Annotated in this window: 13 protein-coding genes; 4 read left to right on the plus strand and 9 right to left on the minus strand. The window is 33.9% G+C overall.

Annotated features, from left to right (window positions below):
* Nucleotide 1: 1 nt before the first annotated feature.
* From ACAM30_RS21915 to ACAM30_RS21955, 9 genes are all read right to left on the minus strand, one after another.
* Complete coding sequence (locus tag ACAM30_RS21915) at nucleotides 2–940, minus strand: PKD domain-containing protein (protein WP_369616632.1); 939 nt, start codon at nucleotides 938–940, stop codon at nucleotides 2–4.
* The gene (gene tssO, locus ACAM30_RS21920) at nucleotides 930–1,400 is read right to left on the minus strand and encodes a type VI secretion system TssO (protein WP_369616633.1); all 471 of its coding nucleotides are present in this window, start codon (nucleotides 1,398–1,400) and stop codon (nucleotides 930–932) included. The genes ACAM30_RS21915 and tssO overlap by 11 nt, the downstream gene beginning before the upstream one ends.
* Nucleotides 1,397–1,900, minus strand: a complete 504-nt coding sequence (locus ACAM30_RS21925; protein WP_369616634.1) for a hypothetical protein — start codon at nucleotides 1,898–1,900, stop codon at nucleotides 1,397–1,399. Before ACAM30_RS21925 ends, tssO begins: the two co-directional genes overlap by 4 nt.
* Nucleotides 1,901–1,910: 10 nt before the next feature.
* Entirely contained in the window at nucleotides 1,911–3,047 is a 1,137-nt protein-coding gene (locus tag ACAM30_RS21930) for a hypothetical protein (RefSeq protein WP_369616635.1), read from the minus strand.
* An 86-nt stretch (nucleotides 3,048–3,133) separates the two neighbouring features.
* The gene (locus ACAM30_RS21935) at nucleotides 3,134–4,018 is read right to left on the minus strand and encodes a TssN family type VI secretion system protein (protein WP_369616636.1); all 885 of its coding nucleotides are present in this window, start codon (nucleotides 4,016–4,018) and stop codon (nucleotides 3,134–3,136) included.
* A gap of 34 nt (nucleotides 4,019–4,052) precedes the next feature.
* Nucleotides 4,053–4,958, minus strand: a complete 906-nt coding sequence (locus tag ACAM30_RS21940; RefSeq protein WP_369616637.1) for a hypothetical protein — start codon at nucleotides 4,956–4,958, stop codon at nucleotides 4,053–4,055.
* A 3-nt stretch (nucleotides 4,959–4,961) separates the two neighbouring features.
* A complete protein-coding gene (locus ACAM30_RS21945; protein ID WP_369616638.1) occupies nucleotides 4,962–7,394 on the minus strand; it encodes an AAA family ATPase in 2,433 nt (810 codons plus the stop codon).
* A gap of 4 nt (nucleotides 7,395–7,398) precedes the next feature.
* A complete protein-coding gene (locus ACAM30_RS21950; RefSeq protein ID WP_369616639.1) occupies nucleotides 7,399–9,156 on the minus strand; it encodes a hypothetical protein in 1,758 nt (585 codons plus the stop codon).
* A gap of 8 nt (nucleotides 9,157–9,164) precedes the next feature.
* Nucleotides 9,165–9,584, minus strand: coding sequence for a GPW/gp25 family protein (locus tag ACAM30_RS21955; RefSeq protein ID WP_369616640.1), 420 nt, complete (start codon nucleotides 9,582–9,584; stop codon nucleotides 9,165–9,167).
* 158 nt (nucleotides 9,585–9,742) lie between these two features.
* Between ACAM30_RS21955 and ACAM30_RS21960 the strand changes: the two genes are divergently transcribed.
* The 4 genes from ACAM30_RS21960 to lpxA all read left to right on the plus strand — a co-directional run bounded on the left by ACAM30_RS21960 (nucleotide 9,743) and on the right by lpxA (nucleotide 13,193).
* A complete protein-coding gene (locus ACAM30_RS21960) occupies nucleotides 9,743–10,198 on the plus strand; it encodes a hypothetical protein (protein WP_026109973.1) in 456 nt (151 codons plus the stop codon).
* Nucleotides 10,199–10,200: 2 nt separating this feature from the next.
* A complete protein-coding gene (locus ACAM30_RS21965; protein ID WP_369616641.1) occupies nucleotides 10,201–11,565 on the plus strand; it encodes a DUF5458 family protein in 1,365 nt (454 codons plus the stop codon).
* A gap of 226 nt (nucleotides 11,566–11,791) precedes the next feature.
* Entirely contained in the window at nucleotides 11,792–12,355 is a 564-nt protein-coding gene (locus ACAM30_RS21970; RefSeq protein WP_369616642.1) for a Crp/Fnr family transcriptional regulator, read from the plus strand.
* Nucleotides 12,356–12,419: 64 nt separating this feature from the next.
* Nucleotides 12,420–13,193: an acyl-ACP--UDP-N-acetylglucosamine O-acyltransferase gene (gene lpxA / locus ACAM30_RS21975; protein ID WP_369616643.1), complete on the plus strand. Its 774-nt coding sequence runs from the start codon at nucleotides 12,420–12,422 to the stop codon at nucleotides 13,191–13,193.
* Nucleotides 13,194–13,842: the final 649 nt, after the last annotated feature.

The following is a 13,842-nucleotide window of genomic DNA, read 5'->3' on the forward strand; positions in this document are numbered from 1 at the left end:
ATTACTTTGTTTTATTTTTAGTTTTTTGAGTAATATTGATCTGCTTAAAGCACTTAATATTATCTAATTTTACATCCTCAATTATGGTTTCATTGCCTTCCAGATAATGAAGTCCCTGACAGTAACTTAAAAAATCGTTGTATTTTTCTTCGTTGACTACTACCACAACATCAGACAAATCATTGCAGATGTATTTATTTTTCAGATAATTAACCTGCTCTTTATATGTTCTGGTATCTCTCGCTCCCAGATTGGCAATGGTTTGAAGCCGTTTTTTAATATCGTTCAATACAATACCTGAAGAATCTACAGCCTCCGGTTCTTTGAAAGGTTCGTACAATTGAAGTACTTCAATTTCTTTTGTTATCGGATACTTTGTCTTGTCTGTTTCGAGCTTAACCGTGTAAATTCCCGGTTGGGTAAAAATATAAATGGCCTGTTTTTCATAAGAATCTATGGTTCCTGTTTCGCCAAACTCCCAATACCAGTTATTAGAACTTGGAGAATATCCGGTAAACACAATTTCCTCACCTACATAACCAAACTCCGGGCAAAATATCTTGGTGATAGAATCTCTTGCTGTTAATCTTCTGCCGTTTACAATATTGATCTGTTTAGAAAAATCAAACTTGTCGTCGATTTTTAAGGTCACCAAATACTTTCCGGCTTTGTCATACGTATAATTTACACTTCCTTTGCTAACAATCGAATCACCGTTTCCAAAATACCAAACGGCTTTTTTATCTGATATTAAAGTACTGTCGTTTACTTTAAAAGATAACTCCTCGTTTAATTCATACTGGTGATTACTGTTGTCATCAACAATCGAAAAATCAAGATTACTTAATCGTTTATTATAAGGAAATAGCAGTGCTATTATCACTAAAATTACCGCAATGCAAGACAAAAGGATAACTACTGTTCTGTTTTTAATGTTCATTTTTAAAATTTGCTTTACATTCGTTAAGACTTGTCTGTACAAGAGTATCGTTCTTTTTCACCGTACTTTCTTCCAGGTTTATCTCTAAAAAAACATTTAATAAGTTCCCGCCGATTAAGCAAAAATTATAAGACGAATGAAATTCGTTGTCTTTATAAAGCTGTTTGTACTCTGAAATATTTCTTTTTACTTCATCGATACGCTGTACCTGATTAATGTCGTATTTAATCGTATCAATGGTTTTGAAAATCAACTTCGATTTATTGGCATAGTCTACCTTAATCTTCTGCATTTTTTCATAATCATTAATTCTGTTCAGCATATCCGTATTATTAAAATCCGGTGTCTTCAGTAAAAACTTGGTAAGACCAATAAAAATGACACAGGCGCTAATGATAAATAATAAATTGAACTTTGCTTTCTTCCAGTAGGTTTCATCAAAAATTATCGCCTTCTTCATGATTTGGTGCTGTTTTTTTTATTTTCCAGTTTATGTTTTTCAATACAATTTTTAAGCTGATTGCTTTTGATTTCGTAGCTTGTCGCTGCTTCTTTCAAAACATCAATTTTAGTTTGTATGCGCTGCAATTCAACCAAAAGTTCTTCATACAAACCGAAAGAATTGGTCAGATTTGTTTTTGATTTTTGAATCTCATTGTTGATTGCAAATCTTTTTTCGTTGATCAGGGACTGAAGGTTTTTACGCTCGTTTAAAGTTCTGTCTTTAAATCTTAAGTCATTGATTTCGATCAGAATTTCACCCAGAAGCAAGTTCATTTCGCCCTGTTTTACTGCAATATCATTGTAGTATTTGTGTTTTTGCTCTAACTCGGCAGCACCTTTGTTTGCAGTTATCAGCGTAATATAAAGACAACCGAAAATAAAAGCAGACGTTGTAAAAAAGAGGATTAAAAACTTGCGTTTTTTAGTCGCTATTTTAGGAGAATTAAGTGGTTTCATAGCGCTTTATTTAATCTAATATTGACCATGTATTGCTCTTTGGTGCTGCCACTTTCGTTTCTTCACTAATTACAATGTTCTCTTTTCTGATTCCGATATACTCCAATTCGCTTAATTTTTGCCATAAGCGCTTTAAAATCCCCAAAAACTGATTCAGTTTTTCAAGCGTTTGTGCGATATCGTTGTGGTCGTATACAGCACTTTTTGCTTCAAACAATACACTTAACAACTCTGAAGGTTTTACATCAATCCATTCATAATAGTATTGCAGTAACACCTCTTTTTCTTTATCATCCATTAACGTCAGTGTCGAAATAAGATGATTCGCCAGAACAATGATTCTGTCAAACATATAAACAGGTGATTCCTCCGGAGCAACATTTTTAAGGTAAAAACAGTTTTCTGAATAATACCCGATTATTTTGGTGCACAAACTAAAGGTGTTTGATACCAGTCTGTTATTAGATGAGTTCTGCACATTTTTTTTATGAATTTTAATCGAGAAGTCATTCAGCTGATACAATTCAGTATTTACTTTCGCAATAAACTGATTCAGAATTTCATTGTTTTTAGTCTTAACAACAGGCGCGATGTACTTGTTGTCTTCGATAAAAGTTCCGTTTTGGAATATTATTTTTTTAACAATTAAAAAGTAACCTGATAAAAAATTATCATTTACCTCTTTTTTATTGATGATGTGCAATTTGATTTCCGGAAGGGCATGCGGATGATGCAATGGAATGCTTTCCGGGTCAGGAATACCAACAGGAATTAAATCATAAGGATTAACGGAAACAATGACGTAGTAATGCTCAAAAGAATTTCGATCTAAGTCGTTGGCATTAATACTTACTTCCGGAAGTTTGGTACCATAATTATCCGGATTAAAAGAAATGATGTGACCGTTTTTGGCAATTACTTCGCATTTTTTCAAATAGGCAACTAATTGTCCTCCCTCAATTTTTATCTCAATGTCTATTGATTTATTTCCCGCCGGCTGGATACAGCCATAATTAAAATTGTTTAACTGAACTTTATTATAATCGCTGACAATCGTAATGTAATTGAAATAATTATTGATAAAATGGTCTTTCGTAAGTTTTACACCGTCTGTCCAGTTGATTGGTAAATGAATGTTTGATTTCATAATCCTGAAGTTTGTTTTGTGGTATTTGTTAATCTCTTTTTCTTTTTTCCTAAAAATGGTTTTAAAGAAAAAGATGTGGTATTTAATTATTCTTCCAGACCGTTTTCATGTCTGTTTAAAGCAACCCTTTTAGCAAAAATGGTCTGTTTATTTTTCAATTTACTTTCAGAAATAGTTCTGTAAGGACTCAAATTTTTGATAAACAAAGGAAAGCTGAAGTATTTTGCCGTATAAAAAGTCCAACCGGTATCTTCATTTTCTGCGTTGGATTCGATAGCATCATTAGGGAATCTGTAATTCTGGTCTTCGATAAACTTATCAAACCAGCTCCCCAGATTGACGTCCTGAGCAATTTTTACATCAAATTTGGAAAAGAATTCAGAATTGGCTTTTTTTCGGATGTGTATAGACACCTGCATGAGGCGGAACTTATCGATATTATCCCAATATTCGAAATCCTTGCGTTCCTTACCCACTCTCCAGTATTCGTAGAAAGGTTCAGGAATTTGCAGGTATTTGTTTTTTGATTCCTGAAAAAAGATCGGTACAAACAGCCACAAAATATTAAGCATACTGATGTGCGCATAACTCGATATGGCGATATAATTGAAAACGAGATAATAAATCCACGAAGAGAGAATCGCTATGATTAAAAACAGAAACACCTTTGCCGCAACATTATTCTGTATTCCCACTTTTTGAAATAAAGCTGTATTCATAAAATACACCAATGCGATTCCAAGTACGATGTAGTAGATAACCGAAAACAATAAGCCAAACCAGATAAATTCATTGTTAAAGAAAGCAAACAAACAGGGTAAAGCTGCTATAATCGAAAAACATAAAGTAAATATTATAGCCGCTTTTGTTTTGATTTTTACATTCGAAAACTGGCTCATAATCAGCGTTATGATTAAAATCAAAAACGGAGCTAATAGGTATTTTAAGAAAAAGGGTAGTATTGTATTCATATCTGAATGTTATCTCATTATTATGGTTTAAAAATTATAAAATGGTATTTATGCCTAAATAGTTTTCGTTTAGTTTTATGCCTAACTGATAATTATTAAAAAAGACAATATCAATTTTTCTGTTACTAATGATGAAATACTCTAATACTTTACGAGTGAGGTTCATCTTGCGTTCCAGTATCTTATAGTCTATATTTCCTTCAAAATATAGCGCAACTTCTACATCGTCTATCTCGCTTTCTACCGCTCCGCAAAGTCCCAGATTGAATCCTAATGTTCCCTCACTTAACTTTAAAAAGGGAGAATTGGTAAAAACATGCTTCTTGTATTTTAATTTTACCACATTACCCAATAAAGTTTCCAGTACTTTCTCCAGTTCCGGAAGATTCTCTTTCAGTTTATCAGCTTCACACAGGTAAATGAAGAGGTTCTTTTTTTGTGTATTGGACAAATCAAAATCAATAGCAACTAATTCATCTACTATTTTCAGAAACAAATCAATCTTATCATTAAACAAGTGAAGACTTCTGATTGCATAATTTGAATTTGCCGCAAAAAGCTCATTGTCAAAAGGCATAAAAAAGTCTAAAGCATTATTTTCTGCTTTTTTGTTTTCTCTTACCGCCTCTACAATTTCCTTATTCGACATCGTAGAATTACTAACCGATAAGGGATGAAAAAGTAATTCGGGTAAATTATGGTAGATGCTGTTTTTAGCCAAATGCAGCACCAACGCTTCTTTGGTATATCTGGAATCTTCCTGATACAGCATCGACGAAAGATCAATAGCGTCTCTTGAATTGTGTCTTTTTGAAAGGCCTTTGTGTCTGACAAAGACTTCGGTTTCCTTTTTAAGAATATTTTGCAATTCATAAAAAAGAATTTCTCCTCTCAAATTAAAGTTAAGCTGCTGCTTTAAAACTGCGATATCCTGTTCCATATCTTATTTCTTTTCCCAGATAAATTCATCCTCTTTTATATCCAGAACAATACTTTCGTTCTCCAAAATAGCTTCGGATATAATCAGTTTTGAAATGGTTTTCTTCAGATAAGTTCGTACGGTTCCCGCAATAGGTCTGGCACCATATTTTTTAGAAAATCCTTTATTGGTCAGATATTCTAAAGCCGCATCGGATAAATCAAACGAAATATTTTTGATCGTTCTTAACTGTTCCTGCAGACGGCTCAGATGCAGTTTGAAAATAGCTTTGGCGATTTCTATGTTGATCGGTGCAAATGGAACTACCTCAGTCAAACGTCCTAAAAACTCAGGTCTGAAATGCTGACTCATAATATCAATCAACTGATTAGAAGTCGGTAAATGACCGCTTTCTATTTGTTCCTGAATCCATTGACTTCCAATATTTGAGGTAAAAATGATAATCGCATTCGAAAAATCACCTTCACGACCCAATTTATCATGCACTTTTCCTTCGTCCATAATCTGCAAAAACACGTCGTAAACCGAACTGTGCGCTTTTTCGATCTCATCAAAGAGTACCACTGAGTAAGGTTTCTGTCTGATTTTATTCACCAGCATCCCCCCTTCTTCATAGCCCACATATCCCGGAGGCGCGCCATACAATAACGCCGCTGAATGTTCTTCTTTAAACTCGGACATGTCAAAACGAATCATCGCATTTTCGTCATCAAACAATAACTCAGCAAGTGTTTTAGTTAATTCTGTCTTTCCGGTTCCTGTTGGTCCCAGGAAAAAGAACGAACCAATAGGCTGCTTCGGGTTACTCAAACCGCTTCGGGATTCGATTATGGCTTCTGAAAGTGTTTTAATAGCATGTGCCTGCCCTTTTACTCTCTCCTGTAATTTGTCTTCGATCGTTAGCAATTTCTCCTTTTCTCCCGCACTTATCTTTCCTAATGGAATTCCGGTTGCATTAGAAACTACTGCCAAAATCTCAGATTTTCTAACCACAATGATTTTCTCCTTTGCGATCGCTTCGATATCAGCTGCTAATTTTTCGATCTCCTCAAAAGTGATTACTTCATCTTTTTGTTTTTTTGAATTTTCAGCAGCACTAATTTTACTGGTTACCACACAGCTAATTCTGTTGAATATTTCTTTTTTCAGCAAACTCATCCTTGATTCGTCGGCTGGATCAGCTTCATTTATCTGCTCTTTTATTTTTACAATTTCAACTAATGAATTCGCATTTGAAACAATTACCGAAGAGGCCGTTCGGTCTAATAAATCAATAGCTCCGTAAGGCAGTTTCTTTTCTTTATAAAATCTTTTTGACAGATGAATGGCTTCTTCTATAATTTCATCGTCAATTCCTATTTTATAATGTTTTTCTAATTTATTTTTATAAATCCCCAGACATTCCACTAATAAAGCGTGGTCCAGTTCTTCTATAAAAATATTTTCGAACTTCCCGTCAATCGTCGTTCCTTCAATCGATTTTCGATACGAATCTGAATCAATAGAAGCAATAATGTTAATCGTTCCCTGCGTTAATTGGGTATTGATGATGTTGATTACCGCATTTGATTTTGAATTTGATGAATTTAACAGCACCTGTATGTCATCAATAAAAAGTATACTCTTTCCGTTTTTGGATAACTTTTCGAAAATTTCAATCAATTTCTTCGAAATCTCATTTTCACCGCTGCAATTGGCAACAAGTTTAGACACGTTTAAAGACAGTACCAGTGTTTCTTCAAAAAAATTAGGATCTGTTTCATGCAAACTGGAAATCAGATTTTTTATGATACTTGTTTTTCCAATACCCGATTCTCCAATCAGTAAAATTCCGTGATTTTCGTATCGTTCTATGTTTTCAAGGATCAATCTTACCTCCTTATTTCGGCCAATAATAGCACTTCCCTCTTCGATTATATTTTTTCTGTAGAGCGTATCACAATAATTAATATCAACAGTTTCTTCCTTATCGTCATTATCGACGAGACTAAAGCTTTTTTGAGTATTGCGAAGTCCAAAATGTTTTAAAAGTTCTTTATCGCTTAAATTTAAACCGTCGATCTGTTTATCACTGTACACCAATCCGGGCTTAATAATAGCAATAAAAACGCAAAAAGCATCGATAGAATCTGATCCTAATCTGATTTTGTTGAAATTCGATTCGGCAAAAACATTTTCAATCTCTGCATCGGCGATAATAATGTTATCATTGCTTTGAGTCGAAGTATATACTTCCTTTCTAACGTCAAACCATTCTCTAATATAATCTATGTCTTTTGATAGCGTTTTTAAAACCTCTGTCAATCCTGTTGGCTCATATAACAGCGCATAGGCTAAATGCGGAACACCGTAAGTGCTATGTCCATCCTGAATGGCCAGCGATTTAGCAGATTTAATGGCAGATAGTAAGCTGGGGCTGTAATCTAATTCATTCATAACTTTAGTTTATGGTAATTTGAAATGGGATGTTCATCACGGATTGTTTTTCTAAAGTTTCCTTCAAAAACAATCCTATTTTTTGCTTGTTTTCTATCTGTAAAGCATATTTATCCTGCAAAACAACTTTTACATCAATGGTTCTGAATACTCCTTTTTTTCTTTCATTGCTAATGCCAACTCCATCTGTAATCAACACCTCTTTTGTAATGTTTCTTAAATGATAATGAACCGCAGATTTTATGTCTTGTTTCGTTACCAGTCTCTCTTTGGATAAAAAACCATATCGAAGATTAATTAGTTTCTCGACTTTGTTATTTCTGTAAATTCCACCAAGCGAAGTAGTTTCAAAAACAGTAGAATCCTGAACTAATTCTGATAAGACCGTTTGTTTTAAAACAGTACCTTTTTTTAAATTATTGGCCACCTTACCGTTTGATGTCCAATACGAACAATAAAGTATTTTAGATTTATCGGTTTCATGAATCAGAGCATAAACTTCTTCTTCGTTCACCTGACTGTAACTGCTGCTAATTTTACTTTCAATTGAATTGATTTCTTCATTGATTTTCGTCATTGTCGCATCAATATAATCGGCATTGATATTCGAAAATGAACTGATGTCTTCACGTAAAGCTCTGGCTAATTTTTTAAGGAAAAACTTTGCCGTTCTGGAATCGTAATTCTCTAATCCGCCATAAAAAACGGTATAGGTATTTGAAGTGATCGCGTTAGGCTGCTTAATTCCATTGATGAATTCGATGTTTTTTTCGTTAAAAACTTTCATCACATCCAAAAAGTGTGTGTTTCTCTCTGCCTTCATCGGAAAAAGACGTCCTTCCACCTGAGCATTGTGAACTCTGTTGTTCATCTTTCGGTTGACGATCGGAAATGTGTTGATCTTTATCTGAATTTTATCAAGCTCCTGTTTGGTAAAGATTTCAGGAAATACGAACTCTAACCAAATAAGTTCTGTATTCTTTTTAGCCGATTTTAGTGCTTCTTTTTCAATATCGAATTTATCAAGTAAAGACTCGTAAACCAATTTCTCCGGATTCAGTTTTAACTTGTAAATAAAATTTTTATAATACGATTTTATTGCTTCAACGTAATGCTTGTTGTCCTGCACTTCCGCAAAAATTTCGTTTTCAAAATCAATCAAATTTCCGTGAGTATCTCTCACGGTAACAAACTGTAAAAAAGCATCCAACGAAGAATTTTCCGTAACAAATGTAAACTTCAAGGAATTCAATTTCTCCAGATTTTCTCTTGAAACATCCAGTCCGATCCACATCCTGTGATCAGATATTTTACAATGCACCGGCAAGCGATTCACATTTTTGAAAGAATCTATCAATAACGAATCATACAACTGAAAACCAACTTCTCCTTCTATGATGCTTTCGTTGGTAAAGGGAGTAAAATGAATATCATAATCAACATTGGTTGCGAAAGTCGATTTTATAATGAATTCGGCATCACTGTCCAGTACCACAATACCATTTGTTGCTGCTGTACTTGCTAAAGCATGAGCCGGCATAGGTAAATTCCATTGACTTGGTACAATTTCCTGAGCAATGCGTTCAATAATTTTATTATCCGATTCGATTCCTTCGTGATACAAATAATAAAGTTCATGAACAAAAACGTCTAATAACATCATGACCAAAGGGTCGGCCATGTTAATATTTTCAATTCCCCAGATCTCTAAACACTTCTTTTGTATTCTGTTTTTTATTTCAATAAACTTAACGTCTTTCATATTTTGTACTATTGAGAAATTGGGCTTATATTCAATTTTGTGTGAAAACTAAATGGCATCAGACTTTCGATAATGTCTCCTTTTACGACTATGTTTGCTTTTCTTCTTATGCTTGATCCCAGCTCTGTATTATCAATTTCATCTAACGAAATAGTGACCTCACTTAAGGTTAATCTCCTCTCAAATTCAGCAATCGACTTTAACAGGGATTTTCTAACTAAATCCTCCCAATCTCTTTTCTTTATATGCTGATTAAACTCCAAATCCCAGATGACAGATCCGTAATTTGGGATCTCCGGAATCTCTCCGAATGAAGTGGTAATAATCATCATAATGTTATAAGCAATCGATTCTTCTATCTTACAAAAATTATCCTGTGAACCTCTCACCAAAGACTTAAAATTAACAGGGTATTTCAGGTATTTCATCTTTTGTCGAAATTAAGTTGTTTTTTCTAAAACTAAAGCTTTAATTTTTAAATTTAACACATTGCTACAAAACTCCAAATAAAATACTTACAAATCAATATTATTTTAAAGTATTTTTTTACTAGTTTTACAAAATCAACTAAAAATCTTATAAAATTATGAGCATGTTCAATTATGGTATTGGTGGCAATGAAGTAAAAGTTGACGCCAGTGAATCAATTTTGGAAATCCCTTCAAACAGAACATTACTAATTCAAAAACTTACAAATGAGCAGCCGGTTGGCCCCGAAGCTGTCTATGATTTGCAGACTGTAGAAGCGGTTTTTGAGAAGTACAAACCTAGCGTAGACTTTGAATTTACAACGGAACAGGGTTCCGATTTAAACGAATCGATGGTCTTCCAAAACTTAGGAGATTTTGGAGCAAAATCTATAAAAGAAAACAGTCCTTTTCTTAATAAATTAAACACTGAAAAGGAACAAGCGTACAAAATTGTTCGCCAACTTTCGAGCAACAGAGCTTTAATAAAAGCGATCCAGGATCCGGCAGTTAAAGAAGCAGTAATCGAATTACTTCAAAACGCTAAGAACGAAATTAACAACAACAAACAGTAAATATGGCAACTCAAACTAAAGAACAAAAAGTTCAAGGTTCTTCAAGCGAACAATTAGTACAAGAATCACCAAGCAAAATAAACCTGTTAAACGAATATGGAGGTTTTGCTTTCCTAGAAAACGTAATCGACGGATTATCAAACTTAAACCCAACCAGAAAAGCCAGAAAAAATATCTTTCTTAACGATGCTCAATGGGAAAGTGAGAGAACAACTCTTAATAACAGACTTGATTTGTGGCTGGATTTACTAAAAGGAAATGATTCTGTTGAATCAATGATCGAAGTGGCCAATGCAAAAGCAACATCAGCAGATGCAACATTAAATAAAAACCTGAAATACGCCTTAAATACTACAAGAGAACTAGAAACATCATACCGTAGTGTTGCTTTATTCTACAAAAACGCCGAAAGCGACAAAATCAAGAACGTAACGATCGTAAACGCCGATTTATCACAATTAAAAGATTTAGACAACACTTTGTTTATTGATTATGTTTCGAATGAATTAAAACAAAATTTTGACCGTCTTGATTTGAGAAAAAACTACTCTATACTTTCAGTTCCGGGATATTTAGGTTCTAATGCTGTTTTAGAAAAATGGTCTAAAATTGCTCACGAAAATAAAACTGTCTTACTAACTGACTTCCAAGATCTTGAAACTCCGGATGATGTTATCGATATCTTCTTCAATGCAAATCATACAGGTGGTGATGTGTACAAATCAAACACGATCATGACTTGTAACTATTTGTTGGGAAGAAGTAAAAATAACGAAGTTGGAGAAGAAGACAATCTTTATGTACCACCATCCACTTCTTTAGCAGGTAAAATCTACAAAACATTGATGTCTCAGGTAGTTGCCGGTAAAAAATTCGGAGGTTTAAACGAAGTAGAAAGCGTTCGTTTTGACCTGAAGAAAAGTGAAATCTCAGAAATTGAAAAAATGGGATTGGTACCAATGGTTAATGAGTACAGCAAAATTATGGCTTTCTCTGCCAAGACATTATTCAACGGAGACAATTTAGGTTTACAAACGTATTCTGTAGTGCGTGTATTTGACCATATTACCAAAGTACTTTTCGATTTCTTAAACAGAAGAGCATTCGAAAACTGGACTACCAGAACTGAAGCCGATTTAAGAAGCCAAATCATTAAGTTCCTTGACGGAATCAAAGGACCAACTAATCTTATTGAGAAGTTTACCGTAATGAAAATTGAGCAGGATAAAACTCAAAAAGACAGAATCTTACTAGACATCCACATCACACCATACTTCCCGGCTAAAAGTTTCGTAATTCAATTAGACGGACACAAAGGAGATGGTCCAGAAGAAGCTGTTTGGCATAGTGATTACAAACAGGTTTAATTACATTTCTACCCTAAAATCTACCCCAAAAAATTAATCTTTTGGGGTTCTTTTTTTTAAGCTGTATCCTAACTTATATTAATAAAAAATGCTACTAAACGAAATAAAATTAGAGCAATACACTCTTCATCGTTTATGATAGTAGTTCTTTTAAGAAATAGACTATATTCGTTATTAATTAAACCTAAATCAGGTCTAATTTTCAACAAACAAATTAAATAAGGCAATGGAAGAGCTTCTTGCATTTATAAATACTTTTCAGGCACTGGATCAAGAGACCGAAAAGGCTATAAAAGACTCCTTTAAAGAAGAATTTTATAAGAAAAATGAAGTTATTATAAATGAAGGACAAATTTGTCCAAAACTTTACTTTATAAAATCCGGCTCAGTGCGAAGATTTTTTTATAATGACGGAGAGGATGTAACTAAATGGATTTATACTGATCACCAATTCATCACTTCATTGAGTAGTTTCTTTGAACAGAAACCATCATTTGAGCTTTTTCAGGCATGTGAGAATACCATACTTTATTCATTATCTTACACAGATGAGCAAATTCTATTAGAATATCCTTTATTTTCAAAATTCTATATCAAGCTACTTAGAATTTATCTTTCAAAACTGAACGAATTTCATCATTATTATAAATCCATGAATGCTCAGGATAAATATTTTTACTTATTAAATTCATTTCCTCCTATAATTGCAAAATCAAAACTAAAACATATTGCCTCGCTTATTGGCGTAAGTCAGGAAACATTGAGCAGAATCAGATCTTCAATTAATTGATTTTACATCAAGAAAAAATTATTATATTTTTCCAACATTTGCTTTTCATATAAAGACAATCAAATTGAAAAATACTACTATAAGCAAAAATGCAATTATTGGCTCAAATGTTCATATTGGCAATTACACAACTATTGAGAATGATGTAATTATTGGTGATAATACCTGGATTGGCAATAATGTAAACATACTTGATGGTGCGAGAATTGGTAAAAATTGTCAAATACATCCCAATGCCGTATTATCAGGAATCCCACAAGATTTAAAATACAAAAATGAATATAGCACACTTGAAATAGGTGATAACAATATTATCAGAGAATTTGTTACTATAAACAAAGGAACTCAATCAAAACAAAAAACAGTAATTGGAAACCATAATTTAATCATGTCCGATACTCACATCGGACATGATTGTTTCATTGGCAATAACTGCATTATAGGTTATAACGTGGGAATGGCTGGAGAAGTGACGGTAGGTGATTACGTAAATATCAGCGGATTAACAGCAATTCATCAATTTTCAATTATTGGGGAGCATGCTATGATTAGCGGCATGAGCCGTATTGTTAAAGATATACCTCCGTATGTACTCGCTGCACGCGAACCTCTAAGTTTTACAGGATTAAATATTGTTGGTTTAAAAAGAAGAGGCTTTGAGATTGAGAAAATACAAGAATTACAAGAAATATATCGTATCATCTTTCAGCAAAAAAGAAATACCTCCCACGCATTAGACTTTATCGAAAAACATCTGAAACAAACTTATGAACGTGATAAAATATTAGATTTTATCAAAAATTCATCCCGTGGAATTATAAAAGGAAACATGATGTAGTTATACTAATCTACTTATATTCAAACACCTGTTTTTTACAACAATTATTATGGCGTTCCCCTCCGGGTCGGGCTGTTTGCTAAATCTTTTGCGATAGAAGCTTCAGGGGAATTTTTAAAAGCACGGTTATCGCAAAAGGATACCGCTCCCATCCCTAACGCGACCTTCGATAAAAAGAATATTCAAAGGAAAAAGAACTAAAAATCATCCGTGCTCGCTATTTTTTAACCGCAAAGTCCACGAAGGTTTACGCAAAGAACGCAAAGTAAAAGGGCTGAAAGCCCGAAAGACATCAGCATGGTGCGAAGCGCTATGACTGATAATACCTAGTGTAAAACCGCCCTGAAAGGGCAGAAGCCATTCTCACTCCTGTAAATCAAAAAAAAAACGTTTGATCTGTGGGCTATTTTTAACCGCAAAGTCCACGAAGGTTTACGCAAAGAACGCAAAGTAAAAGGGCTGAAAGCCCGAAAGACATCAGCATGGTGCGTAGCGCTATGACTGATAATACCTAGTGTAAAACCGCCCTGAAAGGGCAAAAGCCATTCTCACTCCTGTAAATCAAAAAATCTGTGTTGACTTACGTTTTCGTCTGGCCAGTCAATTTCATCCGTGGGCTATTTTTAACCGCAAAGAGCGCAAGGATTTC

The organism is Flavobacterium sp. CFS9 (genome assembly GCF_041154745.1).
Classification (GTDB): Bacteria; Bacteroidota; Bacteroidia; order Flavobacteriales; family Flavobacteriaceae; genus Flavobacterium.

What these genes read in the sequence shown, in the direction of transcription:
- ACAM30_RS21915 (WP_369616632.1), bottom strand. Translation starts at nt 940, where the DNA reads ATGAACATTAAAAACAGAACAGTAGTTATCCTTTTGTCTTGCATTGCG.
- tssO (WP_369616633.1), bottom strand. Translation starts at nt 1,400, where the DNA reads ATGAAGAAGGCGATAATTTTTGATGAAACCTACTGGAAGAAAGCAAAG.
- ACAM30_RS21925 (WP_369616634.1), bottom strand. Translation starts at nt 1,900, where the DNA reads ATGAAACCACTTAATTCTCCTAAAATAGCGACTAAAAAACGCAAGTTT.
- ACAM30_RS21930 (WP_369616635.1), bottom strand. Translation starts at nt 3,047, where the DNA reads ATGAAATCAAACATTCATTTACCAATCAACTGGACAGACGGTGTAAAA.
- ACAM30_RS21935 (WP_369616636.1), bottom strand. Translation starts at nt 4,018, where the DNA reads ATGAATACAATACTACCCTTTTTCTTAAAATACCTATTAGCTCCGTTT.
- ACAM30_RS21940 (WP_369616637.1), bottom strand. Translation starts at nt 4,958, where the DNA reads ATGGAACAGGATATCGCAGTTTTAAAGCAGCAGCTTAACTTTAATTTG.
- ACAM30_RS21945 (WP_369616638.1), bottom strand. Translation starts at nt 7,394, where the DNA reads ATGAATGAATTAGATTACAGCCCCAGCTTACTATCTGCCATTAAATCT.
- ACAM30_RS21950 (WP_369616639.1), bottom strand. Translation starts at nt 9,156, where the DNA reads ATGAAAGACGTTAAGTTTATTGAAATAAAAAACAGAATACAAAAGAAG.
- ACAM30_RS21955 (WP_369616640.1), bottom strand. Translation starts at nt 9,584, where the DNA reads ATGAAATACCTGAAATACCCTGTTAATTTTAAGTCTTTGGTGAGAGGT.
- ACAM30_RS21960 (WP_026109973.1), top strand. Translation starts at nt 9,743, where the DNA reads ATGAGCATGTTCAATTATGGTATTGGTGGCAATGAAGTAAAAGTTGAC.
- ACAM30_RS21965 (WP_369616641.1), top strand. Translation starts at nt 10,201, where the DNA reads ATGGCAACTCAAACTAAAGAACAAAAAGTTCAAGGTTCTTCAAGCGAA.
- ACAM30_RS21970 (WP_369616642.1), top strand. Translation starts at nt 11,792, where the DNA reads ATGGAAGAGCTTCTTGCATTTATAAATACTTTTCAGGCACTGGATCAA.